The sequence below is a fragment of the Micrococcus porci genome (genome assembly GCF_020097155.1).
Classification (GTDB): domain Bacteria; phylum Actinomycetota; class Actinomycetes; order Actinomycetales; family Micrococcaceae; genus Micrococcus; species Micrococcus porci.
In genome coordinates this window covers 271,533-296,483 of sequence record NZ_CP083691.1, presented here as the reverse complement: position 1 = coordinate 296,483, position 24,951 = coordinate 271,533, and the positions used below count along the sequence as shown (strand labels likewise).

Sequence of the window (24,951 nt, the reverse complement as noted above, 5' to 3'; positions counted from 1 at the left end):
GGCCCCGCCCCCGCCGTAGGCTGGGCGCATGAGCCATTTCGAGACCGTGACCGTGGACCAGATCCCCGCCGACGCCGCCATCCTGGACGTGCGCGAGGACGACGAGTGGGCGCTCGGCCGCGCCGCCGGCGCCCAGCACCTGCCCCTGGGCCAGCTGCCCGAGCGCATCGAGGAGCTCGACCCGGACACCGACTACTACGTGATCTGCCGCACCGGCGGCCGCTCCGCCCGCGCCGCCGAGTACATGGTGGGCCGCGGCTACTCGGCCATCAACGTGGCCGGCGGCTCCGGCGCCTGGCTCGAGGCCGGCAAGCCCATGGAGGCCGACGGCGACGCCGAGCCCACCGTCAAGTGAGCCCCGCGCCCCGGTACGCCTTCCTCGGCCCCGCCGGCACCTTCACCGAGGCCGCCCTGCGGCAGGTCGCGTCCCCCGAGGACGTCGATCTGCTCCCCGCCTCCTCCGTGCTGGCCGCGCTCGCGGCCGTGCGCGTGGGGGAGGCCGAGCGCGCCGTGGTGCCCATCGAGAACTCCGTGGAGGGCGGCGTCACCGCCACCCTCGACGACATCGGCGCGGACGAGCCCCTGCAGATCCTCGCCGAGGTCCTCGTGCCCATCAGCTTCGTGCTCGTGGGCCGGCCCGGGGTCGCCCTGGAGGACGTCCGCCGGGTCACCACGCACACCCACGCCTGGGCGCAGGTCCGCGGCTGGATGGAGGCGCACCTGCCCGGCGTCGAGTTCACCCCCGCGGGGTCGACGGCGGCCGGTGCCCGGGCGCTCCTGCCCTCCGCCGGCGGGGACGGGGCCGTGGCGTCGTTCGACGCGGCCGTGTGCGCGCCGCTCGTGGCGGAGCAGACCGGCCTGCCGGTGCTCGCCGAGGCCATCGAGGACGTCACCGGGGCGGTGACGCGGTTCGTGCTCGTCTCCCGGCCCGGGCCCGTCCCGGAGCCGACCGGCGCGGACAAGACCACCCTGACCGTGCCCCTGCCGGACGACCACCCCGGCGCGCTGCGGGAGATCCTCGACCAGTTCGCGACCCGCGGCATCAACCTCTCCCGCATCGAGTCCCGCCCCACGGGCGAGGGCATGGGCCGCTACTTCTTCTCGATCGACCTCGAGGGGCACGTGGCCGAGGAGCGGGTGGGAGCGGCCCTCGCCGCGCTCCACCGGACGTTCCCCGGGGTGCGGTTCCTGGGCTCCTACCCGCGGGCCGAGGGTCGCCCGCCCACGGTGCCCGAGCACGTCACCGACGCCGCCTACCGCCGCGGCACGGCGTGGGTGCGGGGGCTGCGCTCGCGCTGAGCGCGCCTCCCGGCCGGCGGCCCGGCCCCGCTCAGATGTGCGGTGCCGGCTCCGGCACGGGCGCCTCGGCGGAGCGGCCGCCGTCCTCCACGGAGGCGTCGTCCTCGTCCCCCAGCATCACGACGAGCGAGTCCGGCTGGATCCGCGCGTCGAGGGCGGTGATGTCGCCGGTGGCGTCGCCGTCGAGCTGGGAGGACATCGGCTCCGCGAAGCGCACCTGCACTCGTTGGGCCTGCTCCGTGTGCATCACGGGGATCGAGGCGCGGTGGCGGGTGAGGGTCTTCGCGGCGATCCGCACCCAGTCGAGGGCGTGCCGGGGGGAGAGGACGAGGACGTCGAGCAGGCCGTCGTCGAGCTTGGCCTCCGGCAGCAGCTCCATGCCGCCGGTGAGCATGCCGCAGTTGGCGACCATCACGGAGCGCACCTTGAAGCGCTGCACGGCGCCGCCGTCGAGGGTGATGGACACCTCGTGGCGGCGGCCCCGCAGGTGGCGCATCCCCGCCTCGCTGTAGGCCAGCCAGCCGGCCATGTCCTTCAGCTCGTCCTTGGTGTCGCCCATGATGTCGGCGTCGTAGCCGGCGCCGCCGATCACGGTGAACGTCTGGCGGGTGCGGGCGCCGTCCTCGTGGGTCAGGCGCACGTCCACGGTGTCGATCCGCCGCTGCCGGCCGGTGAGGGCGATCCGCAGGCACTCCTCGATGTCGTTGATCGGCAGGTCGAGGTTGCGGGCCAGCAGGTTGCCGGTGCCCAGCGGCATCACGCCGAGGGCCACGTCGGTGCCGGCCAGCTGCTCCGCGACCGTGCGCACGGTCCCGTCGCCGCCGGCGGCGACCACCAGGCGCACCCCGGCGGTGAGCGCCTCGCGGGTCATGGCCGTGCCGGGGTCCTCCTCCGTGGTCTCCAGGACGAGGACCTCCCCGAGGCCCTCCTTCTCCGCCAGGGCCTCCATGGCGCGGCGGACCTCGTCCGCGCGGGCCTTCACGGGGTTCAGCACGAGCGCCACCTGGGGGCCGGGCAGGTCGACGCCGGGGGCCCGTCCCGCGCGCCGGCGCAGGTCGCCCAGCCGGGCCTCCACCGCGTCCAGCTGGCCGCGGGTGCGCTCGTGCGCGCCGTCCAGGCGGCGCAGACGCAGGCCCAGCACGACGACGGCGACCGCGAACAGGGCCGCGAGGACGAGGGCGGCCAGCGCCATCCACCACTCTGCAGACATGGGACGAGTCTAGGACCGGGGCCGGTCCCGAGCCCGCCCCGGGCGCCCGCGCCGCTAGGCTGAGGGCGTGATCGACGTCAAGGACCTCATCGACCAGCCCGAGAAGTACCGCGTCTCCCAGGAGGCCCGCGGAGCCGATGTGTCCCTCGTGGACCAGGTCGTGGCGGCGGACGCCGCGCGTCGTGCGGCGATCTCCCGGTTCGAGGAGCTGCGCGCCGAGCAGAAGGCGTTCGGCAAGAGGGTCGCCCAGGCGAAGGGCGAGGAGAAGCAGGCCCTGCTGGCCGAGGTGAAGGACCTCGCCGCCTCCGTGAAGGAGGCCGAGGCGGCGTCGAACGAGGCCGAGGCCGAGCTGCTGCGCCTGCAGCGCCTCTTCCCGAACCTCGTCATCGAGGGCGTGCCGCAGGGCGGCGAGGACGACTTCGTGGTCGTCAAGGAGGTCGGCACCCCGCGCGACTTCGCCGCGGAGGGCTTCGAGCCGCGCGACCACCTGGAGCTCGGCGAGCTGATCGGGGGCATCGACATGGAGCGCGGCGCCAAGGTCTCCGGCGCCCGGTTCTCCTTCCTCAAGGGCGCCGCCGCCCGCCTGGAGCTGGCCCTCATGCAGATGGGCCTGGACCTGGCGGTCGAGAACGGGTTCGTCCCCGTCATCCCGCCCACGCTCGTGCGCCCGGAGACCATGCAGGGCACCGGCTTCGACGTCGCCCACGACGACGAGATCTACCGCCTCGAGCGCGACGACCTCTACCTGGTGGGCACCTCCGAGGTCGCCCTGGCCGGGTACCACGCGGACGAGATCATCGACGTCGCCGACGCCCCGATCCGCTACGCCGGCTGGTCCACCTGCTACCGCCGCGAGGCCGGCTCCGCGGGCAAGGACACCCGCGGCATCATCCGCGTGCACCAGTTCAACAAGCTGGAGATGTTCGTCTACACCACGGTGGAGCGCGCCGAGGAGGAGCACGCCCGCCTGCTCGCGTGGGAGGAGCAGATGCTCGCGAGGATCGAGGTGCCCTACCGCGTGATCGACACCGCCGCCGGCGACCTCGGCATGTCCGCCGCCCGCAAGTTCGACTGCGAGGCGTGGGTCCCCACCCAGGGCACCTACCGCGAGCTGACCTCCACCTCGAACTGCACCACGTTCCAGGCCCGCCGCCTCAACATCCGCGAGCGCCAGGTCAAGGAGGACGGCACGGGCTCGAATGCGAAGAAGGGCGGCACCCGCACGGTCGCCACCCTCAACGGCACCCTGGCCACCACCCGGTGGATCGTCGCGATCCTGGAGAACCACCAGAACGCGGACGGCTCCGTGACCGTCCCGGAGGCGTTGCGCCCGTACCTGGGCGGTCTGGAGCGGTTCGAGCTCGTGTGAGCGGCCCGGGCCTCACTCCGCGGAGGCCGCCAGCCAGCCCAGCGCCTCGGGTCCGGCGGTCAGCAGGGCGCCGGGGTGGTCGCCGTCGTGCGCGTCCACGAGGAACGCGCCCAGGGCCGCGGCCAGCCGCCGGCTGTGGCGGTGCGGCACCACCCGGTCCCGGCGCCCGTGCCAGATCCGCACGGGCACCGGCGCCCGGCGGGCGGACGTCAGCAGGGGGGACCAGTCCTCGTTGATCACCTGCTCGTCCTGGACCGGCCCGGCGTGGCCCTGCCGGAACGCCTCCCTCCAGGAGGCGGCCAGCACCGCGGCCGACGACGGCGCCAGCGGCTCGCGCTCCGGGCTCGCCGCCGGGGGGCCGTCGGCCAGGCGGCTGCGCATCCGCCGCCACCGGAACACGCCCAGGGCGGCGGCCGGGGCCCAGTCCCGGGCGCGGGCGATCGCGCCGGCCGCCGGGAGGTAGAGCCGCGGGAACAGCCGGTTGGCCCACGGAATGCCCCGCAGCAGGCCCGCCGGGGCCAGCAGGGCCACCGCGGTGAGGCGCTCAGGGATGCGGGCCAGACAGGCCACCGCGTAGGGGCCGCCGCCGGACCAGGCGAGGATCGCGGCCCGGTCGATCCCCAGCTCGTCCAGCAGCCGCGTCACCTCGGCGGGCCAGTGGGCCAGCCGCCGCCCCGGCAGGTGGGGGGTGCGGCCCATCCCGGGCCGGTCCGGGGCGATCAGGCGCACGCCGGCGGCACGCGCGGCGGCGTCCAGCGCGGCCGCCTCCCGGCCTGAGCCGGGGGTGCCGTGGAAGTGGAGGACGGGGACGCCGTCGGGGTCGCCGTACTCGCGCCGGTGGAGCATGCCCGCATGCTACGCCCGCGCCCGCCGCGGCTCCGGTCCGTTCCCGGCGGACGTCCAGGTGCGCTGTCGTACGCTGTGCGGGTCCCGGCTGCAGGCGGCGGGACCGCCCGTCCGCGGCGGCGGACAGCACGGGCGCGGCCGAGGGAGGGGGCAGGGATGGCGACGGCGGCCACGCGGGAGTCGGGCACGGTGGGCGGCACCTCGCCCGGTCCTGCCGGGCGTGTCCTGGCCGGTGCGCTCCGCTGGCTCCGCGGGGTCCCCGCGACGTGGACCCTGCTCCTGTTCACCGCCCTCGGGCCCCTGCTGCCGCTGGTGGACCCGGCCCGCCCGGGCAGTCTCCCCCACGCCCCGCACGAGGTGGCCACCTCCCTGCTGTTCGCCCCGCACCCGCTCGCGTGGGCGCTCGCCCTGGTGGGCGTCGCCGTCCTCGGGCCGCCGGCCGAGCGGGAGGCCGGCTCCGGACCGTTCGCCGCCCGCGTGGTGCTGGGCCACACCGCGTCCGTCCTGGCGGTCCTGGGACTGCTGTGGGCGGTCCGGCAGGTCGACCCCGCCTGGGGCGCCGTCCTCCGCAGCGACGCGATCGCCGGACCCTGGGCCGGACTGATCGTCGCGTTCCTGGCCTCCTCCGGCTCGTGGGACTCCCGGTGGCGACGCCGCCTCCTCACCCTCGCCCTCCCCGTCACCGCCGCCACGGTCCTGTTCTCCGGTGCGCCGGAGGACGCCTCGCTGCTCACCGCGGTGCTGCTGGGCGGCTGGCTCGGCCGCCGGAGGGCCCGCCGGCTGGGCACGGACGCGGCGCCCGTGGGCAGCCGCAGCGAGCGGCGCGTGCTCGTGGCGACGGCGGTGGCCGCCGTCGTGCTCGGCACGTTCCTGGCCGCGGGCTCACCCCACCTGGTGGGGCCGCTGGCGGGCACGCGCGCCCTGTTCGCGGCGTCCACCGTGTCCCCGGACATGGTGGCCGCGGCCTGTGCCGACGACGACCGGATCCGCGAGTGCGCCCGCGGCACGTACATCCTCACGGCCACCGGCCCGGGTGCGGTCCTGCTCGCGGCCCTGCCGCTGGTGCTGCAGCTCGTCCTCGCGGACGGGCTCCGCCGGGGCCGCCGCGCCGCCCTGCAAGGCACCCTGGTGCTGCAGTCCGTGCTCGCCGCCTTGGCCGCCGCCCACCTGGGCCTGGCGGCCTGGGCCGTGGCGGCGGGCCCCCGGGACTACCCCACGGACCCGTCCCTGATCACCCGGCTGATCCTCCCCGTGCTGGTGCCGCTGGGGGTGCTGGCCCTCGTGCTGGCGCACCGGGGGCTGTTCCAGGCGCGCGCGCCGCACGGGGCCTACCGGCGCCTGCGGGCCGTGCCGATCCTCGCCCTCGCGGTGGTGGCCATGATCGTGGCGGTGGGCCTGGCGGTGCCGGAGCAGTTCTCCCCCCGCCCCGGGGTCGGCGCGCTCCTGGCGGACGGGCTGATCGCCCTGCTTCCCTCCACGGCGCTGACCGTGCTGACCCCGGCCGCCCTGCCGAGCGGCCCCGTGGCCCGGTTCCTGCTGGAGTGGCTGCCGCTGGTGCCGTGGCTGGCCGGGATCTGGCTGCTCTGGCGCGCCCAGCACCCCCTCGGCGGGCCCGTCGCGCAGCCCGGAGAGGCCGCCGAGGCGGCCCGCGCCCTCGCCGCCGAGGACGCCACCATGGCCTGGATGGGCACGTGGGAGGGCTGCCGGCTGTGGCGCTCGCCGACGCACGCCGGCGCCGTCGCCTACCGGGTGCACCAGGACGTGGCGCTGACCGTGGGCGACCCGTACAGCTCCGCCCGTGACCGCGCCGTGGTCACCCGCCAGTTCGCCGAGTTCTGCGTGGCCCACTCCCTGGTCCCGGCCCTGTACTCCGTGCACCCCGTCACCGCGCAGGCCGTGGAGTCCCGCGGCTGGTTCGGGGTGCAGGTCGCGGAGGAGGCCGTGATCCGGCTCGGCGGGGTCACCTTCGGCGGGAAGCGCTTCCAGGACCTGCGCACCGCCCGCAACCGGGCGAAGAAGGAGGGCATCACGGCCCGCTGGACCACGTGGGCGGAGGCCGGCGACGACCTCCGCGCGCAGATCCGCGCGATCTCCGCGGCGTGGGTGGCGGACAAGGAGCTGCCGGAGATGGGGTTCACGCTCGGCGGCCTCGCCGAGCTCGACGACCCCGCCGTCCGCCTGCTGCTCGCGGAGGACGAGGACGGCCGCCTCCACGGGGTGACCTCCTGGCTGCCCGTGCACGACGCCGGGCGCCTCGTGGGCCTGACCCTGGACTTCATGCGCCGCGCCGAGGGCGGGTTCCGCCCCGTCGTCGAGTTCCTCCTGGCCCAGGCCGTCCTCGACGCCCAGGAGGAGGGGCTGGCCCTGGTCTCCCTCTCCGGGGCGCCCCTGGCGCGCTCGCAGCCGGACCCCTCCGCCGACGTCGCCCCCGCCCAGACCGGCGCGCTCGACCGCCTCCTGGACCAGCTGGGCCATGGGCTGGAGCCCGTGTACGGGTTCCGCTCCCTGCACGCCTTCAAGGAGAAGTTCGGCCCGGAGAGCGTGCCGCTGCGGCTGTGCGTCCCGGACCCGGCGGAGCTGCCCCGCGTGGGCGCCGCCCTCACCCGGGCGTACCTGCCCACCCTCACGCTCGGCGACCTGGTCCGCGCGGGCCAGGACCTGCGCCGGAGGGAGGGCTGACGTGGAGCGGTTGCCCGCCTGGCTGCTGGAGACCCCGCTGCTGGCGCCCTGGACGGTGCCCGTGTGCGTCGCGGTCGGCGTCCTGCTGGTCCTCGGCCTGTGGGTGGGGCGCACCCGCCGCCGGCCCTGGTGGGTCCAGGCGCTGGTCGTCGGCGTGCCCGCGGCGCTGGCCCTCGCCTCGTGGTGGTGGGTGAACGTCGTGTGGGCGCCGATCCCGGACGGGGTCGCGGGGCCCGTGTTCGCCTGGGCCGCGCTGCCGGTGGTGGTGCTCGCCCAGGCGGCCGTCGGCCCGTGGCGGCCCCGGCCGCTGCGCTGGGGCCTCGGGGGCGTCGTCGCGGTCCTGGCGGCGGTGCTCTGCGCGACCCTCGGCGTGAACGCCCACTACTCCGCCTACGAGTCGCTGGCCGTGATGACCGGGCGGAACGTCACCTGGACGGACTGGGACGCCGTGGACACCGCCCCCGCCCGCCAGGTGGTGCCCGTGGACCGGTGGACGGCGCCGGCCGGGCTGCCCGAGCACGGCACGGTCTCCCGGGTGGGGATTCCCGCCACGGACGCGCGGCTCGCCCCGCGGGACGCCGTGGTCTACCTGCCCCCGGCGTACTTCGCCGAGGAGCGCCCGGCCCTGCCCGTGATGATCCTCATGGCCGGGGTCCCGGGTGAGCCCCCGGACTGGTTCAGCGCCGGCCACGCCGCCGAGACCATGGACGCCTACGCGGCCGCCCACCACGGCCTCGCGCCGATCGTGCTGTCCGTGGACGCCAACGGCGGCGGCGCCCTGACCAACCGGCTGTGCTGGGACGGCCCGGACGCCCGCGTGGAGACCTACCTGACGCAGGACGTGCCCGCCTGGATCGGCCGGGAGCTGCAGACGGACCGGGACCGGACGCACTGGGCGATCGGCGGGCTCTCCAACGGCGCCACCTGCGCCCTGCAGACCGTGGCCCGCACCCCGGACGGGTTCGGCACCGTGCTCGTCTTCTCCGGCGAGCTGCACCCCTCCCTCGGCACGGAGGAGAGGACGATCGCCGAGGGCTTCGGCGGGGTCCGCGCCGCGTACGCGGCGAACGACCCGCTCTCTCTGTTCGCCGCAGCGCAGCGCGGCGAGGGTCCCGGGGCGGACGGGGCCTACCGCGGCGTCGCGGGCGTCGTCAGCGTGGGCCGCTCGGACGCCTACGTCGGCATGCCCGTGCCGCAGGAGCTCGTCGACGCCGGCCGCGCCGCCGGCATGGACCTCACCCTGCGGGAGTACCCCGGCGGGCACACGTGGACGGTGTGGTCGCGCGCCTTCGCCGACCAGCTGCCGTGGGCGGCCGGGCGCATGGGACTGGGGTGAGCCCGGCCGCCGGACGGGAGCGCCCGGCGTTCACCCGCGCGTCGCAAACCCGTCCGGGGCGTGTGGTTGGGTGGGGGCCATGACGAAGAAGCTCGTGTGCCTGGACGTGGACGGAACGATCGTGGACCATGACGGCCGCCTGCACGAGCCCGTGCGTGAGGCCGTGCGGGCCGTGATCGAGGCCGGCCACCACGTGGTCATCGCCACCGGCCGCTCCCGCGGCGCCACGCTCCCGGTGGCGGAGTCCCTCGGCATCGACTCCGGGTACGTGATCTGCTCCAACGGCGGTGCCACGCTGCGCCTGGACCGCGCGCTCGAGGACGGCTACGAGGTCACGGACCTGCGCACCTTCGACCCCCAGTCCGTGCTGGCCCAGCTGCGGGACCGCCTGCCCAGCGCCAAGTACGCGCTCGAGCTGCCGGACGGCTCGTTCCTCTCCACCGAGCGGTTCCAGGACATGTCCTTCGGCGTGGCCGCGGAGGGCGTGGGCTTCGAGGAGCTCATGGCCACCACCGCCGTGCGCCTGGTGGTGTTCTCCACGGACTCCTCCGCGGAGGAGTTCGGCCGGGCCGTGGAGGGCATCGGCCTGTCCGGCGTGACCTACTCGGTGGGCTGGACGGCCTGGCTGGACGTGGCCGCGGCCGGCGTCACCAAGGCGTCCGCCCTGGAGGCGCTGCGCACCGTGCTGCACGTGGACGTCGCGGACACCGTGGCCGTGGGCGACGGCCGCAACGACGTGGAGATGCTCCGCTGGGCCGGGCGCGGCGTCGCCATGGGCCAGGCCCCGGACGAGGTCAAGGAGGCCGCGGACGAGGTCACCGGCGGCGTCGACGAGCACGGCCTCGCCACGGTGCTGCGCACCCTGCTCTGAGGGCCGGAGGGCCCGACGGGCCGAGGGGGAGGACGGCGACGCGGGCGGGCCTCAGCCGGCGGCGAGCGCCAGCAGGCGCGCGGCGGCGGGCCGGCAGGCGTGCTCCTCGTTCCAGAAGGAGCGCTGCACGGCCTGGGAGACGGCCTGCGTGGTGATCCCCAGGGCCTGCGCGGCCGGCTTCTGCTGGCCGCGCACCCCGGGCACCAGCAGGTCCAGCACGGACCATTCGGCGGCCGTGCGCGTCCACACCAGCTGGCCGATGAGCTTGAGCACCGCCTCCGCCTCGGCTGCGGCCTCCGCGTCCCGACCGCGCACGGCCAGCGGGATCCGCGCGGTGGACAGGGCCGCCGCCTCGACGGCCCGGCGCGCCGCCGCGAGGCCCGGCCCGCCGGCGTGGTGCAGGTCCCCGGAGGCGGGGATCCCCGCGGACCCGTCCGCGTGGCACACCGTCCCGACGCCGATCCCCACGTTCCAGCGGCGCTGCCGCAGCGCGCGCAGCGCCACGTCCACCGCGGCGTGCGGGTCCTCGAGGACGCCCACGAGCTCGTCTCCGACGGAGCGCTGGAACGGCAGCGCCGGGGAGCGCAGGCCGGGCACGGCGGCCGCCGCGTCGGTCAGCTCGCGCAGGAGCGCGTCCACGCGGTCGCCGGCGTCGGGGGTGTCCCGCTGGTTGAGGGTGAGCACGAACATGGTCGTCGATTCTGCCACCGGACACGGCGACGCCCGCCCACCCCGAAGGGTGGACGGGCGTCGCGCGGGGGTCGGCCGAGGGGCCGGTGGAGGCTCAGGCCTCCTGCTCGGCGGCCGGGGCGGCCTCCTCGGTGTCGACGTCGCGGCCCTGCGGCTCGTCGGACGGGGAGTGCTCGCCCTCGGCGGCGAAGCGCTCGATGGAGGCCTCGAGCTCCTTCTCCGCGGCCTCGCGGCCCTCCCAGCCGTCGGCCTTGACCCACTTGCCGGGCTCCAGGTCCTTGTAGCGGGTGAAGAAGTGCTCGATCTCCTGCTTCAGGGACTCCTCGACGTCCTCGAGCTCCTGGATGTGGTCGAAGCGCTTGTCCGCCGGGACGCACAGCAGCTTGGCGTCGCCGCCGCCGTCGTCGGTCATGTTGAACACGCCCACGGGACGGGCCTCGACGATGCAGCCGGGGACCAGGTCGAACCCGGGGAGGAACACGAGGGCGTCCAGCGGGTCGCCGTCCTCGCCGAGGGTGTTCTCGAAGTAGCCGTAGTGCGTGGGGTACTGCATGGAGGTGAACAGCACGCGGTCCAGGCGCAGGCGGCCGGTCTCGTGGTCGAACTCGTACTTGACGCGGGAGCCCGCGGGGATCTCGATGGTGACGTCGTGCGCCATGACTCTCCTTCGGTGGATCTGCTCGGTGCCCGGGACGACGGCGGCGCGCCGCCCGGCGGAACTGGGGCCAGCCTACCGGGGCGGCGTCCGGCCCTCCCGTGTCCGTCCCCGGCCGGCCACCGGACGTGGGAAGGGCCCCGGTCTCGCCGACCGGGGCCCTTCGCCTGTCATCACTCGCACCTGCATCGCTCGCACCTTCGATGAGGTGCCTTCAGCGTACGAACCCACCATGGACGCACCCTGCCCGGAACCTGGCAATTCCCTGACCAGCTCGGACCCGGGGTCGCGGAACGCCGTGGTACAACCGGGAGGTGACCCCCTCGAACCGGGCCGCCCGCGTGGCCGCCGTGACCCGCGTGCTGCTGGCCCTGGCGATCTGCGCCCTGCTCGGGCTCCTGGCCCACGACGTCCTCCTCCCGCGTCTCCCGACCCCCGCCGCCCCGGCCGCCTCCGCGCCGTCCGCCCCGGTCCCGGCCGCCTCGCCGTCCGGGGGCGCGACGGCGCCGTCCTCCACCGCGTTGGCGTCCGTCGCCCCGGTGGACCCGGCCGACGTGGCCGCGGCCGTGGCCCCGGCGCTCGCACAGGCACCGGGGACGGCGTCGGCCGAGGTGCGGGACGCGGCCACCGGCGAGGTCCTCTACGCGCGCTCCGCGGACCAGGCGGTGGCGCCGGCGTCGGCCCTGAAGATCCTCACCGCCGTCACGGCCGTGGACGTCCTCGGTGCGGACCGCGCGCTCACCACGTCCGTGGTGGCCCTGCCGGGCGGCGGCGCCACCGAGCTCGTCCTGGTGGGCGGCGGCGACGCCCTGCTCGGCGCCGGCGCGTCCGATCCGGGCCGCGTGGACGGCCGTGCCGGCCTGCGCACCCTCGCCCGGCGCACCGTGGCGGGCCTGCGGGAGCGCGGCGTGACGGGGCCCGTGGCGGTCAGCACGGACCTGCGCCTGTTCACGGACGCCTCCCCCCTGAACCCCGCGTGGTCCGCGGGGCTCGTGGAGAGCGGCAACATCACCGCGGTGCAGCCGCTGGCCACGTACGGCGGGCGGACCGCGCCGGGCACAGGGGAGGACCGGATCGCGGACCCGGCCGCGTTCGCCGCCCTGGCCTTCCAGCGGGAGCTGACGGCCGCCGTCGCCGACTCGGGCGCGGACCTGTCCGTGCGCGCCCGGGACGTGGTCCCCGCCACCTCGGCGCCGCGCGGCGACGTGCTCGCCACGGAGCCGGTGGCGCGCGTGGAGTCCGCGCCGGTGGGCCAGCAGGTGGCGTACCTGCTGGCCCACTCGGAGAACCAGGTGGCCGAGGTGCTCGCCCGCGTGGCCGCGGCGGCGGACGGGCGCCCCGCCACGCACGCCGCCGTCCCCGGGCTCCTGCGCGACCGCGCGGCGGCGCACGGGGTGGACACGGCCGGGATGCGGCTCGTGGACGCCTCGGGGCTGTCCCCTCAGAACCGCGTGACCGCGCACCAGCTCGCCGGGCTGGTCGAGGCCGTGCAGGCAGACCCGGCTCTCGCCCCGGTGCGGGACGGACTGCCCCGGCCCGGTGAGGACTCGACCCTCGCCGAGCGGTTCCCGGGGAGCCCCGCGCGCGAGGCCGTGGCCGCGAAGACCGGCACCCTGGACCAGACCGTGTCCCTCACGGGCACCGTCACCACGGGGTCCGGGCGCGTGCTCGCGTTCAGCATCGTGTGCTCCGGTGTGGACTGGCGGATCGCGCCGGCCCGCGCCGCGATCGACGAGGCGGTGAGCGCGCTCGCCGCGCTCTGAGCGGGCGGGCGCGGCGTCGGGCCCGGGACGCGCTGCCGCGTCCGGTCCCTGTGGTCTGATGGATCCATGACCGCCGACCAGCCCGTCCCCTCCCCGGCCCACCCCGTGGACTGGGACGCCGCCGCGCGCGCGGCCGGCTCCCTGGCCGCCGCCGGACCGCGGATCGGCACCCGCGAGGCCCGGCGCGAGGCCGAGGGGCTGCGCGCCGCCGCGGCGGCCTCCGTGGCCCACGTGCACCGGCTGACCGGCCTGGCCGCGGCCGAGGACCTGCGGGACTCGCAGGTGCTCGTGGTGGACCGCCCGACGTGGTCCCTCGCCAACACGCAGTCCTTCGCGGGGCTGCTGGAGCCGTCCTTCGCGCACCTGCGCGCCACGCGGCCCCAGGAGTACGCACTCACCACGGCACCCCTCACACGCCGCGCGGCCGCCCTGGAGATGGGTGGGATCCTCGCCTGGCTCTCCTCCAAGGTCCTCGGCCAGTACGACCCGTTCTCCGCCCTCCCCGGTCCTGACGGCGTCCCCGCCGGTCCCGCGGGCGGCCGCCTCCTGCTGGTGGCCCCCAACGTGGCGCAGGTCCGCCGGGAGATCCACGTGGACCCCGCCGACTTCCGCCTCTGGGTGTGCCTGCACGAGCAGACCCACCGCGTGCAGTTCGCCGCCGCCCCCTGGCTGCGCGGCCACCTGCAGGGGGAGATCACCGCGCTGACCGGCGGGCTGTTCGACAAGGCCGAGTCCCTGCCGGAGCGCCTGCGCTCCGCCCTGGCCGCCGCGAACCCCCTGGGCGCCTCGACGTCGCCGGGCGCCGGGCGCGCGGGGCAGGACGACGGCGCCGCCGGGCCCGGCGGGCGCCCCGCGCTGGGACTGCTCGGCGCGATCCAGGACGAGGAGGACCGCGCTCGGCTGTCCCGGCTGACCGCGGTGATGTCCCTGCTGGAGGGCCACGCGAACGTGGTCATGGACGCCGTGGACTCCTCCGTGGTGTCCTCCGTGAAGACCATCCGCCGCCGGTTCGACGCCCGCGGGGACCGCCGCTCCGGCCTCGACCGCCTGCTGCGCCGCCTGCTGGGCATGGACGCGAAGATGGCGCAGTACCGGGACGGGCAGCGGTTCGTGGACGCGGCCGTGGCCGAGCTCGGGAGGGACGGGTTCAACGTGGTCTGGGACGCGCCCGAGCTGCTGCCGAGCGAGGAGGAGATCCACGCGCCGGACCGCTGGGTCGCGCGGATCCGTGCCCAGGCCTGAGCCCCCCCACGCTGTCGTTCGAGAGACGAACGGCGTGTCGAGCCCTTTCGTTCGCGATGTGGTCGCCGTCCCCGGCGCACCCACCCTGCCCGCCCTCGCCGGCCCGTGGCCGCCGCGGTCCCGCTGGCCCGAGCCCCTGCACCGGGCCGTGGAGTCCGTCCGCGCGGTCCGCGCGGAGCATCCCGGCCCGGTCCTCGTGGCGCTCTCCGGCGGCGCCGACTCCCTGGCCCTCGCGGTCGCCTGCGCCGTGCTGGCGGGCACGCGTGCGGGGGAGCGGCTCGGCCCGGCGGGGGCCGTCGTCGTCGACCACGGGCTCCAGGACGGCAGCGCCGCGGTGGCGGCGGCGGCCGCCCGGACCGCCCGGGCGCTGGGCCTGGCGCCCGTCACCGTGGAGGCCGTCACCGTGACCCCCGCCGGCGACGGACCCGAGGCCTCCGCCCGCTCCGCCCGCCGCACCGCGCTCGCCCGCGCGGCGGAGGGGGTCGGGGAGGGGACCCCCGCCCTCGTGCTCACCGCCCACACCGCCGACGACCAGGCCGAACAGGTCCTCCTCGGCCTCGCGCGCGGATCCGGCACCCGCTCCCTCGCGGGCATCCCGGCGCACGGCGCGCTCCCCGGCGGGGTGGCCCTGGCCCGCCCGCTGCTCGGCCTGAGCCGCGCCGACACCGAGGCGATCTGCCGCTGGGCCGGGCTCACCTGGTTCACGGACCCCCACAACGCGGACCCGGCCCTGCTGCGCTCGCGGGTCCGCACACGGATCCTGCCCGCCCTCGAGGACCCCGACACCGGCCTCGGCCCCGGCCTGCGCGCCGCCCTCGTGCGCACGGCGGCCATCGCCGCGGAGGACGCCGCCGCCCTGGACGCCTGGGCCGACGACGCCCTCGCCCGCCTCCGCCTGCCTGCCCCGGAGACCGACCGCCCCGCCCCCGTCCTCCTCGACCTCGACGCCCTCGCCGCGCTCCCGGCCGCGGTGCGCCACCGGGTGCACGCCCGCGCGGCCCGGGCCGCGGGAGCCGGCACGCCGTCCCGTGAGCGGATCCTCGCGGCCGACGCGCTGGTGGCGGCCGCCCACGCCGGGGGCGGCTCGGCCGGGCCGGTGGAGCTGGGCCACGGCGTCACGGTGCGCCGCGTCGCGGCGGGGGAGGGCGGCGTCGGCGGCCGGAAGGAGGGCGGTCCGTCGGGGTGTGCCAGACTTGCCTACATCCCCCGCCCGGCGGACCGGTGAGCCGGGCCGGGCGACCTCGCACAGCACCCCACGAAGCACCTCAGGAGCGGCGCCATGGACGCACAGGATGTCCAGAACGATCTCACCCACGTCCTCATGTCGAAGGAGGAGGTCCAGGACACCATCCGTGACCTCGCCGCCCAGATCGACCGCGACTACGAGGGCAAGGACCTGCTGATCGTGGCCGTGCTCAAGGGCGCCGTCATGGTCGTGGCGGACCTGACCCGCGCGCTGCACTCGCACGTGGAGATGGACTTCATGGCCGTCTCCTCCTACGGCTCCGGCACCAAGTCCTCCGGCGTCGTCCGCATCCTCAAGGACCTCGACGCCGACCTCACCGGCCGCCACGTGCTGATCGTGGAGGACATCATCGACTCCGGCCTGACCCTGTCCTGGCTGAAGGCGAACCTGGAGACCCGCGGCCCGGCGTCGGTGGAGATCTGCACGTTCCTGCGCAAGCCGGACGCCATGAAGGTGGACATCGACGTGAAGTACGTCGGCAAGGACATCCCGAACGAGTTCGTGGTGGGCTACGGCCTGGACTACGCGGAGAAGTACCGCAACCTGGACTTCGTCGGCACGCTCGCCCCGCACGTCTACAGCTGAGCCGCGCCGCGGCTCCCCCGTGGGGAGGCGGCCGAGTGAAGCGGACACGCCGCCACGGACCCCGTCAGGGGTTCCTATGACGGCGTGTCCGCTTCACTCGCGTCCGGGGGTCCATCCACGACGACGCAGTGCGGCCTCCGCCAGGGCCGTCGTGCCGCGGAACCCCTCCGCGAGGTCTGCGGCGGCGGCGCGGATGACCACGACCCCTCGGCGCTGGAACGCCGCGTCGCGGAGGGTGTCCCCGCGCACCTGGACGGGATCGTCGTGTCCGGCGCCCTCGTACTGCAGGACCACGCCGTGGCGACGCCACCCGAGATCCGCCGTCGCCGGCCGGCTCCGGGAGAAGGCGGGATCCCACACCTCCAGCTGCAGCTCCGGCTCGGGGAGGCCCGCGTCCAGCAGGGCGAGCCGCAGCCTGGTCTCCGGCGGTGAGTGGGCGCCGTCGCGGACCAGGGCGGCGGCATCCCGGGCGAGGACGGCGTGACGTTGGCCGGGTCGGGCGGCCGCCTGCACCAGGGCTGCGCGGGAGCACAGGGGGTCCGCGCGTTCCGGGCCGGAGGAGCACACGAGCCGGTCTCCCAGGACCACCAGTTCCGCGAGGTCCAGGAGGCTCGCCAGATCCCGCCATGTGCGGGCGGGCCCCGTGACCGGGATGGGGCCGTCGAGCGGCGGGCCGGAGCCGCGGACGAGCTGTGCCCCCTCGGAGGTCGGCCGGCGCCGGTGCATCCGGACCCCTGCAGGAGCGCTGTTCGCGGTGCCCGGCGGGCGGGTGACGTGGAGCGTGCGGTCGGCCGCCAGCCGCGTCGGCAGCCACAGTCCGGTCAGTCGGGCCGCGGTCAGATGGGATGCGGTGGCGTCCGGTGCCGCGGCGAGCACTCCGGCGAGGGTCTCCTGTTCCGACGGCGTCAGGCGGCTGGCCAGGACCCACGGGGTGTCGGCGCCGGAGGCGGCGGCCGGGCGGGGCGGCAGCGCGGGGTCGACGGTGGAGCCGCCGTCCGTGGCGCCCGTCCAGACCAGGACCCCGCGCCGGAGTCGCCGCACGTCCGAACGACGCAGGCGGGAGGCGGGCACGCCGAGGGCGAGTGCGGAGGCCGTGGTGAACGGCCCGCGGCGCAGGACCGCAGGCAGGTCGCGGGGCGGGCGGGACATGATGTCAGTGTGAGGCGGCCAGCGCTCCACGGGGCCGCCTGTCCACAGGAGTCGGTCCGTCGTCGTGAGGGGCCCTGAACGGACGGGCCGAGTGAAGCCGACGCGCCGCCATTCCTCGGCTCCCCGCCCTCCGTGACGGCGTGTCACCTTCACTCGGCGAGTGGGGGCGGGGGGAGGGATGCGGGAGGCATCGGGTGGCTGTCCACCTGGCGCGAACAGTCGAGGCGGCCCTGGGCCCCGCCCGGTAGCGTGGGGCAGTGACCCTCGGGAGGGGTCTCGTCCGCGTCCCCGCGCGGCACGCCGCGCCCGCCCGAGCCACGCCCGGCCCCCGCGGCAGACCAGGAGACACACGGACCGTGAAGAAGCAGTTCAACAAGCCCTACATCTGGATCCTCCTCGGGCTCCTGGTGCTGGGCCTCGTGATCCCCCTGACCACCGCGCAGTCCGGCCGCGGCATGGTGGACACCAACGTGGGCATGGCCCTGCTGAGGGACGACAAGGTCGCCCAGGCCCGCGTCGTCGACGGCGAGCAGCGCGTGGACCTGACCCTGCGCGAGCCCCTCTCCCAGGATGGCCGGGACCTCGGCAGGGACGTCTACTTCCAGTTCTCCGCGGCCCGCGCGCAGGACGTGGTCCGCACCGTGCAGGACTCCTCCGTGGACGGCTACCAGGACGAGCCCGTCCGGGACAGCTGGCTCCTCTCCCTGCTGGGCCTGATGATCCCGTTCCTGCTCATCTCCCTGCTGTTCTGGTTCCTCATGTCCCGCATGCAGGGCGGCGGCGGCAAGGTCATGCAGTTCGGCAAGTCCCGGGCCAAGCTCATCAACAAGGACAACCCGGACGTCCTGTTCAAGGACGTCGCCGGCGCGGACGAGGCCGTGGAGGAGCTCCACGAGATCAAGGAGTTCCTCACGGAGCCGGAGCGCTTCCACGCCGTGGGCGCCAAGATCCCCAAGGGCGTGCTGCTGTACGGCCCGCCCGGCACCGGCAAGACGCTGCTGGCCAAGGCCGTGGCCGGCGAGGCCGGGGTCCCGTTCTACTCGATCTCCGGCTCGGACTTCGTCGAGATGTTCGTGGGCGTGGGCGCCTCCCGCGTGCGCGACCTCTTCGAGCAGGCCAAGGCCAACGCCCCGGCCATCATCTTCGTGGACGAGATCGACGCCGTGGGCCGCTCCCGCGGCGTGGGCATCGGCGGCGGCAACGACGAGCGCGAGCAGACGCTGAACCAGATGCTCGTGGAGATGGACGGCTTCGACGCCTCCACCAACGTCATCATGATCGCTGCCACCAACCGTCCGGACGTGCTGGACCCGGCGCTGCTGCGCCCGGGCCGCTTCGACCGGCAGATCCCGGTGGAGGCCCCGGACCTGGACGGCCGCGCCAAGATCCTCGAGGTCCACGCGCAGGGCAAGCCGATCGCCCTCGACGTCGACCTGCGCTCCCTGGCCAAGCGCACCCCCGGCTACACGGGCGCGGACCTGGCCAACGTGATCAACGAGGCCGCGCTGCTGACGGCCCGCTCCCGCAACAACGTGATCGACAACGCCGCCCTCGACGAGGCGGTGGACCGCGTCATGGCGGGCCCGCAGAAGCGCACGCGCCTGATGAACGAGCACGAGCGCAAGGTGACGGCCTACCACGAGGGCGGGCACGCGCTCGTCGCCGCGGGCCTGCGGAACTCGGCCCCGGTCACGAAGATCACGATCCTCCCGCGCGGCCGCGCCCTGGGCTACACGATGGTGGTCCCGGAGAACGACAAGTACTCCGTGACCCGCAACGAGCTCCTGGACCAGCTCGCCTACGCGATGGGCGGGCGCGTGGCGGAGGAGGTCGTGTTCAAGGACCCGTCCTCGGGTGCCGCGAACGACATCCAGAAGGCCACCGAGACCGCCCGCAAGATGGTCACGGACTACGGCATGAGCTCCAAGGTGGGCGCCGTGAAGCTCGGTTCCGCGAACACGGACCCGTTCCTGGGCGGCGGCGGGGCCGCGTCCCGCGAGTACTCCGAGGAGCTGGCCTACCTGGTGGACGCGGAGGTCCGCGCCCTCCTGGACGGCGCGCACGCCGAGGCCCACTGGGTGCTCACCGAGAACCGCGACGTGCTGGACCGCCTGGCCGCGGAGCTGCTCGAGAAGGAGACCCTGACCCAGGAGCAGATCGCGGAGATCTTCAAGGACGTCCGCAAGCGCCCGGAGCGCCCGCTGTGGCTCGCGGCGGACGACCGGCCCCCGCACGACGTCCCGCCCGTGCTCACCGCCAGGGAGCGCGCGAGCCGTCTGGAGGGCGAGCAGCCGGAGGCCGTGGGCGTCGAGGGCACCACGGTGCCGGACGCGCCCGAGGGCGCCCCGCCCACCGCTCTCGGCGGCGCCGGCGGGTCCGCCGGCGGCCCCGGGGACCTGCCCGGGCAGCACAGCCCGACGCCGGGCCCCACCTACTGATCGAGAGCGGGAGAGCATGACCGAGCAGCACCGAGACGCGGCCCTGGCCGACGCGCACCTGCACCGTCCGCACGAGGCGGCGGCGGACGTCGCCCCCACGACGGGGGCCGGGGCGGCACTGGCCGGCGCCGTCCCCGGCGTGCCCGGCACGTTCGACCCGGACCAGGACACCGTGGACCGCCCGCGCATCGAGGCGGCCGTGCGGGAGATCCTCCTGGCGATCGGCGAGGACCCGGATCGGGAGGGGCTGCAGGACACCCCCAAGCGGGTGGCCAAGGCCTACGCGGAGTTCTTCGCGGGCCTGCACCAGCGCCCCGAGCAGGTGCTGGGCACCACGTTCGACCTCTCCCACGAGGAGCTCGTGCTGGTGAAGGACATCCCGTTCTACTCGACGTGCGAGCACCACCTGGTGCCGTTCCACGGGGCCGCGCACATCGGGTACATCCCGTCCGCCGAGGGGCGCGTGACGGGCCTGTCCAAGCTGGCCCGCCTGGTGGAGCTCTACGCCCGCCGGCCGCAGGTGCAGGAGCGGCTGACCACCCAGGTGGTGGAGGCGCTCATGGAGCACCTGCAGCCGAAGGGTGCGATCGTCGTCGTGGAGGCGGAGCACATGTGCATGTCCATGCGCGGCGTGCGCAAGCCCGGCGCCAAGACCGTCACCTCGGCCGTGCGCGGCCAGCTGCGCGACCCCTCCACGCGTGCCGAGGCCATGAGCCTCATCATGCACGGCTGAGCCCTCGGGCATCGGCGCCCACCCCTTCCTCCCGGTCGACGTCGTCGACGGGGGACCGTTCCGGACCCCCTGCGGCGTCGGGGGTGCATGCCAGACTGGGTGGAGACCGCCCGCGCAGAGGAAGGACGCACGTCATGCTCCCGAAGCCGTTCCACGAGCTCCCGGACCGCACGCTGGTCATGGGCATCCTGAACGTCACGCCGGACTCCTTCTCCGACGGCGGTGCGCACGACCGCGTGGACGCGGCGGTCGCCCACGGTCTCGACCTGCTGGCGCAGGGGGCGGACCTGATCGACGTCGGCGGGGAGTCCACGCGCACGGGCGCCACGCCCGTGGACCCGGCCGAGGAGCAGCGCCGCATCCTGCCGGTGGTGGAGGCGCTGCTGGCGGAGGGCGCGGTCCTCTCGATCGACACCATGCACACCGCCACGGCGCGGGCCTGCCTGGCGCTGGGCCCGGTGATCGTCAACGACGTCTCCGGTCTGGTCCACGAACCGGACATGCCGGCGCTGGTGGCGGAGTCCGGCGCCCCGTGCATCCTGATGCACAACCGCGGGCACGCGCAGGTCATGGACTCGCTGGCCCACTACGAGGACACCCTCGGGGAGGTCGTCCGGGAGCTGTCCGAGGTCACGGACCGCTTCCTGGCCGCGGGTGCGTCCCCGGAGCAGATCATCCTCGATCCGGGCCTGGGGTTCGCCAAGGCCGGCGAGCAGAACTGGGAGCTGCTGCGCGGTCTGGAGCGCATCGAGTCCCTGGGCCGCCCGGTGCTGGTCGCCGCCTCCCGCAAGCGGTTCCTGGGCACGGTGCTGGCCGGTGAGGACGGCACGCCGCGGCCCGCGCTCGATCGGGACCACGCCACGGCGGCGGTGTCCGCGATCTCCGCGGCGCACGGGGCCTGGGGCGTGCGCGTGCACGACGTCCGCTCCTCCGTGGACGCCGTCCGAGTGGGAGACGCCTGGCGCGGGGCCGCCCCGCGGCCCGCCGGCCCGGGGGAGGCGCGCGCATGAGCGACGTCATCCGCCTGACGGGCCTGACGGCCACCGGCCGTCACGGCGTGTTCGAGCACGAGCGGCGCGACGGGCAGCCGTTCACCACGGACGTGGCCCTCACCCTCGACGCCGGCCCCGCGGCCGCCCGGGACGACCTGGCCCGCACCGCGAACTACGCCGAGGTCGCCGAGACCGTGGTGCGCCTGGTGACGGGGGAGCCGTTCGACCTGATCGAGACCCTCGCCGTCCGCATCGCCGAGGCGGTGCTCGCCGAGCAGCCCGTGGTCACCGCGGTGGAGGTCACCGTGCACAAGCCGCAGGCCCCCATCCCGCACGACTTCACGGACGTCTCCGTGACCGTGGCCCGCCGGAGGGGCGCATGAGCCGCCCCGAGGCCGCCCACCCCGCGGAGGGCCCCGCCCCGACGCCGGAGCTCGCCGCCCGCCCGTCGTCGCCGGTCACCGCGGTGCTCGCCCTGGGGGCCAACCTGGGCGACCCGTCGGAGACACTGGATGCCTCCGTCGCGGTGCTCACGGTGACCCCGGGGATCGAGGCTGTGGCGGCCTCCCCGCGGGCGCTGACGGCGCCGGTGGGCGGCCCGCCCGGCCAGCCGGACTACCTGAACCAGGTGGTGCGGATCCGCACCGCTCTCTCCCCGTGGGAGCTGCTGGGGGTGGCCCACCGGCTGGAGCAGGACCACCACCGCCGCCGCACCGTGCGCTGGGGCGCGCGGACCCTGGACGTGGACCTGATCGTCTACGGGGACCTCACGAGCGACCACCCGGACCTCGTCCTCCCGCACCCCCGGGCCGCCGAGCGCGGCTTCGTGCTGCTGCCGTGGGCCTGGCTGGACCCGGAGGCCGAGCTGGCGGGCGAGTCCGTCGCCGAGCTCGGTGCCCGCGCCGCCGACGCCCCGCACGTGCGCCGCGAGCCCGCCCGCACCGCGCACCTGGACGGCCCGCGCCCCGACGTCCTCCGCCCGGACTCCACACCCGGTCTGCCCTCCGCCCCCCTGCCCGACGGCGCCGCGATCGCCCGCCCCTGGAGCGACCCGACGTGATCTCACTGGTCTCCGGGCGCACCGCCCTGCTCGCGTTCGCCGCCGCCGTGCTCGGCTGGCTGGCGGCGCTCACCGCGCCCTCCCTCGGCCTGGCGGCGCCCGTCATGCACCTCGCGGCGCTGGTCACGGTGGTGGCCGTGGGCGTGCTCTGCCTCGTCCTGGGGTGGCGGGTGCGCCGGGACCGTGACCGGCCGCTGGCCCAGCGCATGGACCCGCTCGCCGCGGCCCGCACGCTCGTGCTCGGCCAGGCTTCCGGGCTCACCGGCGCCGGGCTGGCCGGCTGGCACGCGGGCGTCGGCCTGGAGGTCGCCTCCCGGGCCGGGATCGAGGCCCCGGCCGTGCTCACCGCCGGACTGCTCGCCCTCGGCGGGGCGGCCCTGTTGACGGTGGGCGTCGTCGTCGAACGCTGGTGCAGGATCCCCCCTGAGGGGGACGGCGCCGAGCCCGGCGCGGGGCAGGATGGGGGCGGGAGCGGCGGGCACGGGGCCCGGCGTCCGGAGGCCGAAGGAGGGTTCGCCCGTGCCCGGGATTGACCTGCAGGGCGTCGAGTTCACGCCCGTCTCGCCCGCGCTGGTGCGCGTGGAGGCGGTGCGCGAGCTGATCGCCCTCGTGATCTGGCTGGCGGTGGTGTCCGTGCCGCTGGTGCTCAAGCTGACCGGCGTGTGGCCGGACATGTGGTCGTGGACGGCCTGGGGGCTGCCCGCGCTCGTCCTGGCGTGGTCGCTGGTGGAGCTCGTCCTCATCCCGCGTCGCGTGGTGGCGAAGGGCTGGGCCGAGCGGGAGGACGACGTGCTGTGGCGGGAGGGGATCCTCTTCCGCCGGGTCGTCGCCGTGCCCTACGGGCGACTGCAGTACGTGGACGTGACGGACGGACCGCTGCTGCGCTGGGCCGGCCTGCAGAAGCTCACGCTGAAGACCGCCGGCGGCGCGGACGTGGAGCTGGTCGGCCTCCCCCGGGAGACCTGCGACCGGCTCCGCGAGGTCCTGATGGCCCGCGGCCAGGCCCGCCTGGCGGGGCTGTGAGCGCCCCCGCCCCGCGCCCGGAGGGCCTCGCGTCCGGGCCGTCCCCGGAGGACGGCCGCATCGCCCCCGCCCCGGCCGCCGACGACGCCGGCTGGGTCCGCGTGCATCCCGCCTCGCCCTGGATCCGGGGCTGGGTCATGGTGGCCACGTTCCTGTTCTTCGCCCTGCGGGACGTCGTGGAGCGGTGGATCGGCGGGCTGTTCGGCGCCGACGCCGGGGGCGGCCCGGGCGTGGACGGGCGGGGGCTGCTGATCGGCGGCGGGATCGCCCTGGGCGTGCTGCTGCTGGTGGGCCTGGCGTTCTTCTTCTCCTGGTGGTTCACCCGGTTCCGGATCGGCGCGGAGGAGATCGAGCTCAAGCAGGGCTGGCTGTTCCGCTCCCGCCGGCAGATGCACTACGACCGCCTGCAGGCCGTGGACCTGCAGCACCCCCTGCCGGCGCGCCTGATCGGCCTGGCCGTCGTGAAGGTGGAGGCGGCCGACGGCGGCGGGGACTCCGCCCTGGAGCTCGCCTACCTGCCCAAGGCCCAGGCGGCGGCCGTGCGCCGGCAGATCCTCGACCGTGCCTCGGGCGCCGCGGCGGCGCGCCCGGTCCCGTCCGCGGCTCCCGAGGCGGCGGGGGGCCCCGCCGCGGCCGGGCCCGTCCGGGGTCTGCTGGTCGACCCGGAGGAGCAGGGGCCGGTGCTCCTGCGCGTGCCCGCCGGCCGGCTGATCGGCTCGGTGCTGCTGTCCTCCACGGTGATGGGCCTCCTCGGCGCCGTCGTGGCCGTCCCCGCGGTGCTCTCCCTGCTGCTCCTGCTGTTTCCGGACGCGAATGCGGGGGAGGAGGCCGGGGTCTGGGCCGTCACCCTGGGCTCCACGTTCCCGCTGCTGTTCTCCCTGGCCGGCGCCGTCTGGTCCGGGCTGAACAAGGGCTGGGGGTTCACCGTGCGGGACTCCTCGGACGGGCTGCGCCTGCGGTACGGGTTCACGGAGACGGTCTCCCAGACCGTCCCGCCGGGGCGCGTGCAGGGAGTGGAGATCTCCCAGCCGCTGTTCTGGCGGCCGTTCGGCTGGCACCGGGTGAAGGTGTCCGTGGCCGGGTACGGCGGCCTCGAGGCGGAGGGGCGCCGCCGCGACGTCGCCCTGCCCGTGGGCCCCTGGGAGGATGTGCTGCGCGTGCTCCAGGTGGTGGCCCCGGACCCTGGCCTGGGCGGTGACGCGCGGGCCGCGGGGGAGTTGATGCGCACCGCCATGACCGGCTCCGGCGAGGAGGGCGGGTTCCGCCACGTGCCGCGCCGGGCGGCCTGGTGGTGGCACTGGCTCACGTGGCGTCGCCACGGGTACGCCCTCACCCCGACCCTGCTGGTGGTCCGGCACGGCCGGCTCTCCCGGAGCGTGCAGACCGTGCAGCACGAGCGCCTGCAGGCCGTGGCGCTCACCCAGGGGCCCGTGCAGCGGCGCCTGCGCGTGGCCACGCTGCGCGTCCACATGGCCGGCGGCGCGGCGCGGCTGCGCGGCCTGGACGAGGACGTGCTGGCCGAGCTGTTCGAGGTCGAGTCCCGGCATGCGGCGGTGTCCCGCCGGCTGACCGACCGCAACCGGTGGATGCTCCCCGAGGAGCTGGAGCGCTTCGAGCGCCGCACCGCCGAGGTGGCCCGCACCGAGGTGGGGCGGGCGGAGATGGCCGCGGCCGGCGTCGTGCCCATGGAGACGGGCCCGCGCCCCGGGGACACCCCGCCCGTGGCGACGACGGAGCACCGAGGAGAGGAGACGGCGTGAGCCGG

The 24,951-nt window shown here is 76.0% G+C and carries 23 protein-coding genes; 18 read left to right on the top strand and 5 right to left on the bottom strand.

The window, feature by feature from the left end; translation table 11 throughout:
• Nucleotides 1-28: 28 nt before the first annotated feature.
• Complete coding sequence (locus tag KW076_RS01380) at nucleotides 29-355, top strand: rhodanese-like domain-containing protein (RefSeq protein WP_224355872.1); 327 nt, start codon at nucleotides 29-31, stop codon at nucleotides 353-355.
• Nucleotides 352-1,299: a prephenate dehydratase gene (gene pheA / locus KW076_RS01375; protein ID WP_224355871.1), complete on the top strand. Its 948-nt coding sequence runs from the start codon at nucleotides 352-354 to the stop codon at nucleotides 1,297-1,299. The genes KW076_RS01380 and pheA overlap by 4 nt, the downstream gene beginning before the upstream one ends.
• A gap of 31 nt (nucleotides 1,300-1,330) precedes the next feature.
• Here the strand turns inward: pheA and KW076_RS01370 are convergent, their stop codons facing one another.
• Nucleotides 1,331-2,509: a diacylglycerol/lipid kinase family protein gene (locus KW076_RS01370; RefSeq protein ID WP_224355870.1), complete on the bottom strand. Its 1,179-nt coding sequence runs from the start codon at nucleotides 2,507-2,509 to the stop codon at nucleotides 1,331-1,333.
• Between the two features lie 67 nt (nucleotides 2,510-2,576).
• Here KW076_RS01370 and serS point away from each other — a divergent pair, with 67 nt between their 5' ends.
• The gene (serS, locus tag KW076_RS01365) at nucleotides 2,577-3,878 is read left to right on the top strand and encodes a serine--tRNA ligase (protein ID WP_224355868.1); all 1,302 of its coding nucleotides are present in this window, start codon (nucleotides 2,577-2,579) and stop codon (nucleotides 3,876-3,878) included.
• A 12-nt stretch (nucleotides 3,879-3,890) separates the two neighbouring features.
• Here the strand turns inward: serS and KW076_RS01360 are convergent, their stop codons facing one another.
• Nucleotides 3,891-4,724 (bottom strand): alpha/beta fold hydrolase, encoded by an 834-nt coding sequence (locus KW076_RS01360; protein WP_224355866.1) that lies wholly within the window; start codon nucleotides 4,722-4,724, stop codon nucleotides 3,891-3,893.
• Nucleotides 4,725-4,880: 156 nt separating this feature from the next.
• Here KW076_RS01360 and KW076_RS01355 point away from each other — a divergent pair, with 156 nt between their 5' ends.
• The 3 genes from KW076_RS01355 to KW076_RS01345 all read left to right on the top strand — a co-directional run bounded on the left by KW076_RS01355 (nucleotide 4,881) and on the right by KW076_RS01345 (nucleotide 9,610).
• Nucleotides 4,881-7,403 (top strand): bifunctional lysylphosphatidylglycerol flippase/synthetase MprF, encoded by a 2,523-nt coding sequence (locus tag KW076_RS01355; protein ID WP_224355864.1) that lies wholly within the window; start codon nucleotides 4,881-4,883, stop codon nucleotides 7,401-7,403.
• A 1-nt stretch (nucleotide 7,404) separates the two neighbouring features.
• The gene (locus KW076_RS01350) at nucleotides 7,405-8,739 is read left to right on the top strand and encodes an alpha/beta hydrolase (RefSeq protein ID WP_224355863.1); all 1,335 of its coding nucleotides are present in this window, start codon (nucleotides 7,405-7,407) and stop codon (nucleotides 8,737-8,739) included.
• 79 nt (nucleotides 8,740-8,818) lie between these two features.
• On the top strand, nucleotides 8,819-9,610 hold the full coding sequence (locus KW076_RS01345) for an HAD family hydrolase (protein WP_224355862.1): 792 nt from the start codon (nucleotides 8,819-8,821) through the stop codon (nucleotides 9,608-9,610).
• A 51-nt stretch (nucleotides 9,611-9,661) separates the two neighbouring features.
• Here KW076_RS01345 and KW076_RS01340 read toward each other — a convergent pair whose 3' ends face one another.
• Both KW076_RS01340 and KW076_RS01335 read right to left on the bottom strand, forming a co-directional pair.
• Complete coding sequence (locus KW076_RS01340; protein WP_224355860.1) at nucleotides 9,662-10,300, bottom strand: hypothetical protein; 639 nt, start codon at nucleotides 10,298-10,300, stop codon at nucleotides 9,662-9,664.
• A 94-nt stretch (nucleotides 10,301-10,394) separates the two neighbouring features.
• Nucleotides 10,395-10,958: an inorganic diphosphatase gene (locus KW076_RS01335; RefSeq protein WP_224355858.1), complete on the bottom strand. Its 564-nt coding sequence runs from the start codon at nucleotides 10,956-10,958 to the stop codon at nucleotides 10,395-10,397.
• Between the two features lie 311 nt (nucleotides 10,959-11,269).
• Between KW076_RS01335 and dacB the strand changes: the two genes are divergently transcribed.
• From dacB to hpt, 4 genes are all read left to right on the top strand, one after another.
• A complete protein-coding gene (gene dacB, locus KW076_RS01330; protein WP_224355857.1) occupies nucleotides 11,270-12,718 on the top strand; it encodes a D-alanyl-D-alanine carboxypeptidase/D-alanyl-D-alanine endopeptidase in 1,449 nt (482 codons plus the stop codon).
• Nucleotides 12,719-12,784: 66 nt separating this feature from the next.
• A complete protein-coding gene (locus tag KW076_RS01325) occupies nucleotides 12,785-13,960 on the top strand; it encodes a zinc-dependent metalloprotease (protein WP_224355856.1) in 1,176 nt (391 codons plus the stop codon).
• 34 nt (nucleotides 13,961-13,994) lie between these two features.
• Entirely contained in the window at nucleotides 13,995-15,185 is a 1,191-nt protein-coding gene (gene tilS / locus KW076_RS01320; protein ID WP_224355855.1) for a tRNA lysidine(34) synthetase TilS, read from the top strand.
• A 54-nt stretch (nucleotides 15,186-15,239) separates the two neighbouring features.
• Nucleotides 15,240-15,791 (top strand): hypoxanthine phosphoribosyltransferase, encoded by a 552-nt coding sequence (hpt, locus tag KW076_RS01315; RefSeq protein WP_224355853.1) that lies wholly within the window; start codon nucleotides 15,240-15,242, stop codon nucleotides 15,789-15,791.
• Nucleotides 15,792-15,884: 93 nt separating this feature from the next.
• Here hpt and KW076_RS01310 read toward each other — a convergent pair whose 3' ends face one another.
• Nucleotides 15,885-16,940 carry a hypothetical protein gene (locus KW076_RS01310; RefSeq protein WP_224355852.1) on the bottom strand — a complete coding sequence of 352 codons (1,056 nt, stop codon included), beginning with the start codon at nucleotides 16,938-16,940 and terminating at the stop codon, nucleotides 15,885-15,887.
• Between the two features lie 356 nt (nucleotides 16,941-17,296).
• Between KW076_RS01310 and ftsH the strand changes: the two genes are divergently transcribed.
• The 8 genes from ftsH (at nucleotide 17,297) to KW076_RS01270 (ending at nucleotide 24,946) form a co-directional block, all read left to right on the top strand.
• Nucleotides 17,297-19,378, top strand: a complete 2,082-nt coding sequence (gene ftsH, locus KW076_RS01305; RefSeq protein WP_224355850.1) for an ATP-dependent zinc metalloprotease FtsH — start codon at nucleotides 17,297-17,299, stop codon at nucleotides 19,376-19,378.
• A gap of 16 nt (nucleotides 19,379-19,394) precedes the next feature.
• On the top strand, nucleotides 19,395-20,111 hold the full coding sequence (gene folE / locus KW076_RS01300; protein WP_224355849.1) for a GTP cyclohydrolase I FolE: 717 nt from the start codon (nucleotides 19,395-19,397) through the stop codon (nucleotides 20,109-20,111).
• 134 nt (nucleotides 20,112-20,245) lie between these two features.
• Nucleotides 20,246-21,121: a dihydropteroate synthase gene (folP, locus tag KW076_RS01295; protein ID WP_224355847.1), complete on the top strand. Its 876-nt coding sequence runs from the start codon at nucleotides 20,246-20,248 to the stop codon at nucleotides 21,119-21,121.
• Entirely contained in the window at nucleotides 21,118-21,486 is a 369-nt protein-coding gene (gene folB / locus KW076_RS01290; protein ID WP_224355845.1) for a dihydroneopterin aldolase, read from the top strand. The genes folP and folB overlap by 4 nt, the downstream gene beginning before the upstream one ends.
• Nucleotides 21,483-22,163: a 2-amino-4-hydroxy-6-hydroxymethyldihydropteridine diphosphokinase gene (gene folK / locus KW076_RS01285; protein WP_224355844.1), complete on the top strand. Its 681-nt coding sequence runs from the start codon at nucleotides 21,483-21,485 to the stop codon at nucleotides 22,161-22,163. Before folB ends, folK begins: the two co-directional genes overlap by 4 nt.
• The gene (locus KW076_RS01280) at nucleotides 22,160-22,696 is read left to right on the top strand and encodes a DUF3180 domain-containing protein (RefSeq protein WP_224355843.1); all 537 of its coding nucleotides are present in this window, start codon (nucleotides 22,160-22,162) and stop codon (nucleotides 22,694-22,696) included. The genes folK and KW076_RS01280 overlap by 4 nt, the downstream gene beginning before the upstream one ends.
• Nucleotides 22,683-23,186, top strand: a complete 504-nt coding sequence (locus KW076_RS01275) for a PH domain-containing protein (RefSeq protein ID WP_224355842.1) — start codon at nucleotides 22,683-22,685, stop codon at nucleotides 23,184-23,186. Before KW076_RS01280 ends, KW076_RS01275 begins: the two co-directional genes overlap by 14 nt.
• A complete protein-coding gene (locus tag KW076_RS01270) occupies nucleotides 23,183-24,946 on the top strand; it encodes a PH domain-containing protein (RefSeq protein WP_224355841.1) in 1,764 nt (587 codons plus the stop codon). Before KW076_RS01275 ends, KW076_RS01270 begins: the two co-directional genes overlap by 4 nt.
• Nucleotides 24,947-24,951: the final 5 nt, after the last annotated feature.

What these genes read in the sequence shown, in the direction of transcription:
- KW076_RS01380 (WP_224355872.1), top strand. Translation starts at nt 29, where the DNA reads ATGAGCCATTTCGAGACCGTGACCGTGGACCAGATCCCCGCCGACGCC.
- folK (WP_224355844.1), top strand. Translation starts at nt 21,483, where the DNA reads ATGAGCCGCCCCGAGGCCGCCCACCCCGCGGAGGGCCCCGCCCCGACG.
- KW076_RS01345 (WP_224355862.1), top strand. Translation starts at nt 8,819, where the DNA reads ATGACGAAGAAGCTCGTGTGCCTGGACGTGGACGGAACGATCGTGGAC.
- KW076_RS01335 (WP_224355858.1), bottom strand. Translation starts at nt 10,958, where the DNA reads ATGGCGCACGACGTCACCATCGAGATCCCCGCGGGCTCCCGCGTCAAG.
- KW076_RS01355 (WP_224355864.1), top strand. Translation starts at nt 4,881, where the DNA reads ATGGCGACGGCGGCCACGCGGGAGTCGGGCACGGTGGGCGGCACCTCG.
- KW076_RS01360 (WP_224355866.1), bottom strand. Translation starts at nt 4,724, where the DNA reads ATGCTCCACCGGCGCGAGTACGGCGACCCCGACGGCGTCCCCGTCCTC.
- KW076_RS01340 (WP_224355860.1), bottom strand. Translation starts at nt 10,300, where the DNA reads ATGTTCGTGCTCACCCTCAACCAGCGGGACACCCCCGACGCCGGCGAC.
- folE (WP_224355849.1), top strand. Translation starts at nt 19,395, where the DNA reads ATGACCGAGCAGCACCGAGACGCGGCCCTGGCCGACGCGCACCTGCAC.
- folB (WP_224355845.1), top strand. Translation starts at nt 21,118, where the DNA reads ATGAGCGACGTCATCCGCCTGACGGGCCTGACGGCCACCGGCCGTCAC.
- hpt (WP_224355853.1), top strand. Translation starts at nt 15,240, where the DNA reads ATGGACGCACAGGATGTCCAGAACGATCTCACCCACGTCCTCATGTCG.
- folP (WP_224355847.1), top strand. Translation starts at nt 20,246, where the DNA reads ATGCTCCCGAAGCCGTTCCACGAGCTCCCGGACCGCACGCTGGTCATG.
- KW076_RS01370 (WP_224355870.1), bottom strand. Translation starts at nt 2,509, where the DNA reads ATGTCTGCAGAGTGGTGGATGGCGCTGGCCGCCCTCGTCCTCGCGGCC.
- KW076_RS01325 (WP_224355856.1), top strand. Translation starts at nt 12,785, where the DNA reads ATGACCGCCGACCAGCCCGTCCCCTCCCCGGCCCACCCCGTGGACTGG.
- KW076_RS01310 (WP_224355852.1), bottom strand. Translation starts at nt 16,940, where the DNA reads ATGTCCCGCCCGCCCCGCGACCTGCCTGCGGTCCTGCGCCGCGGGCCG.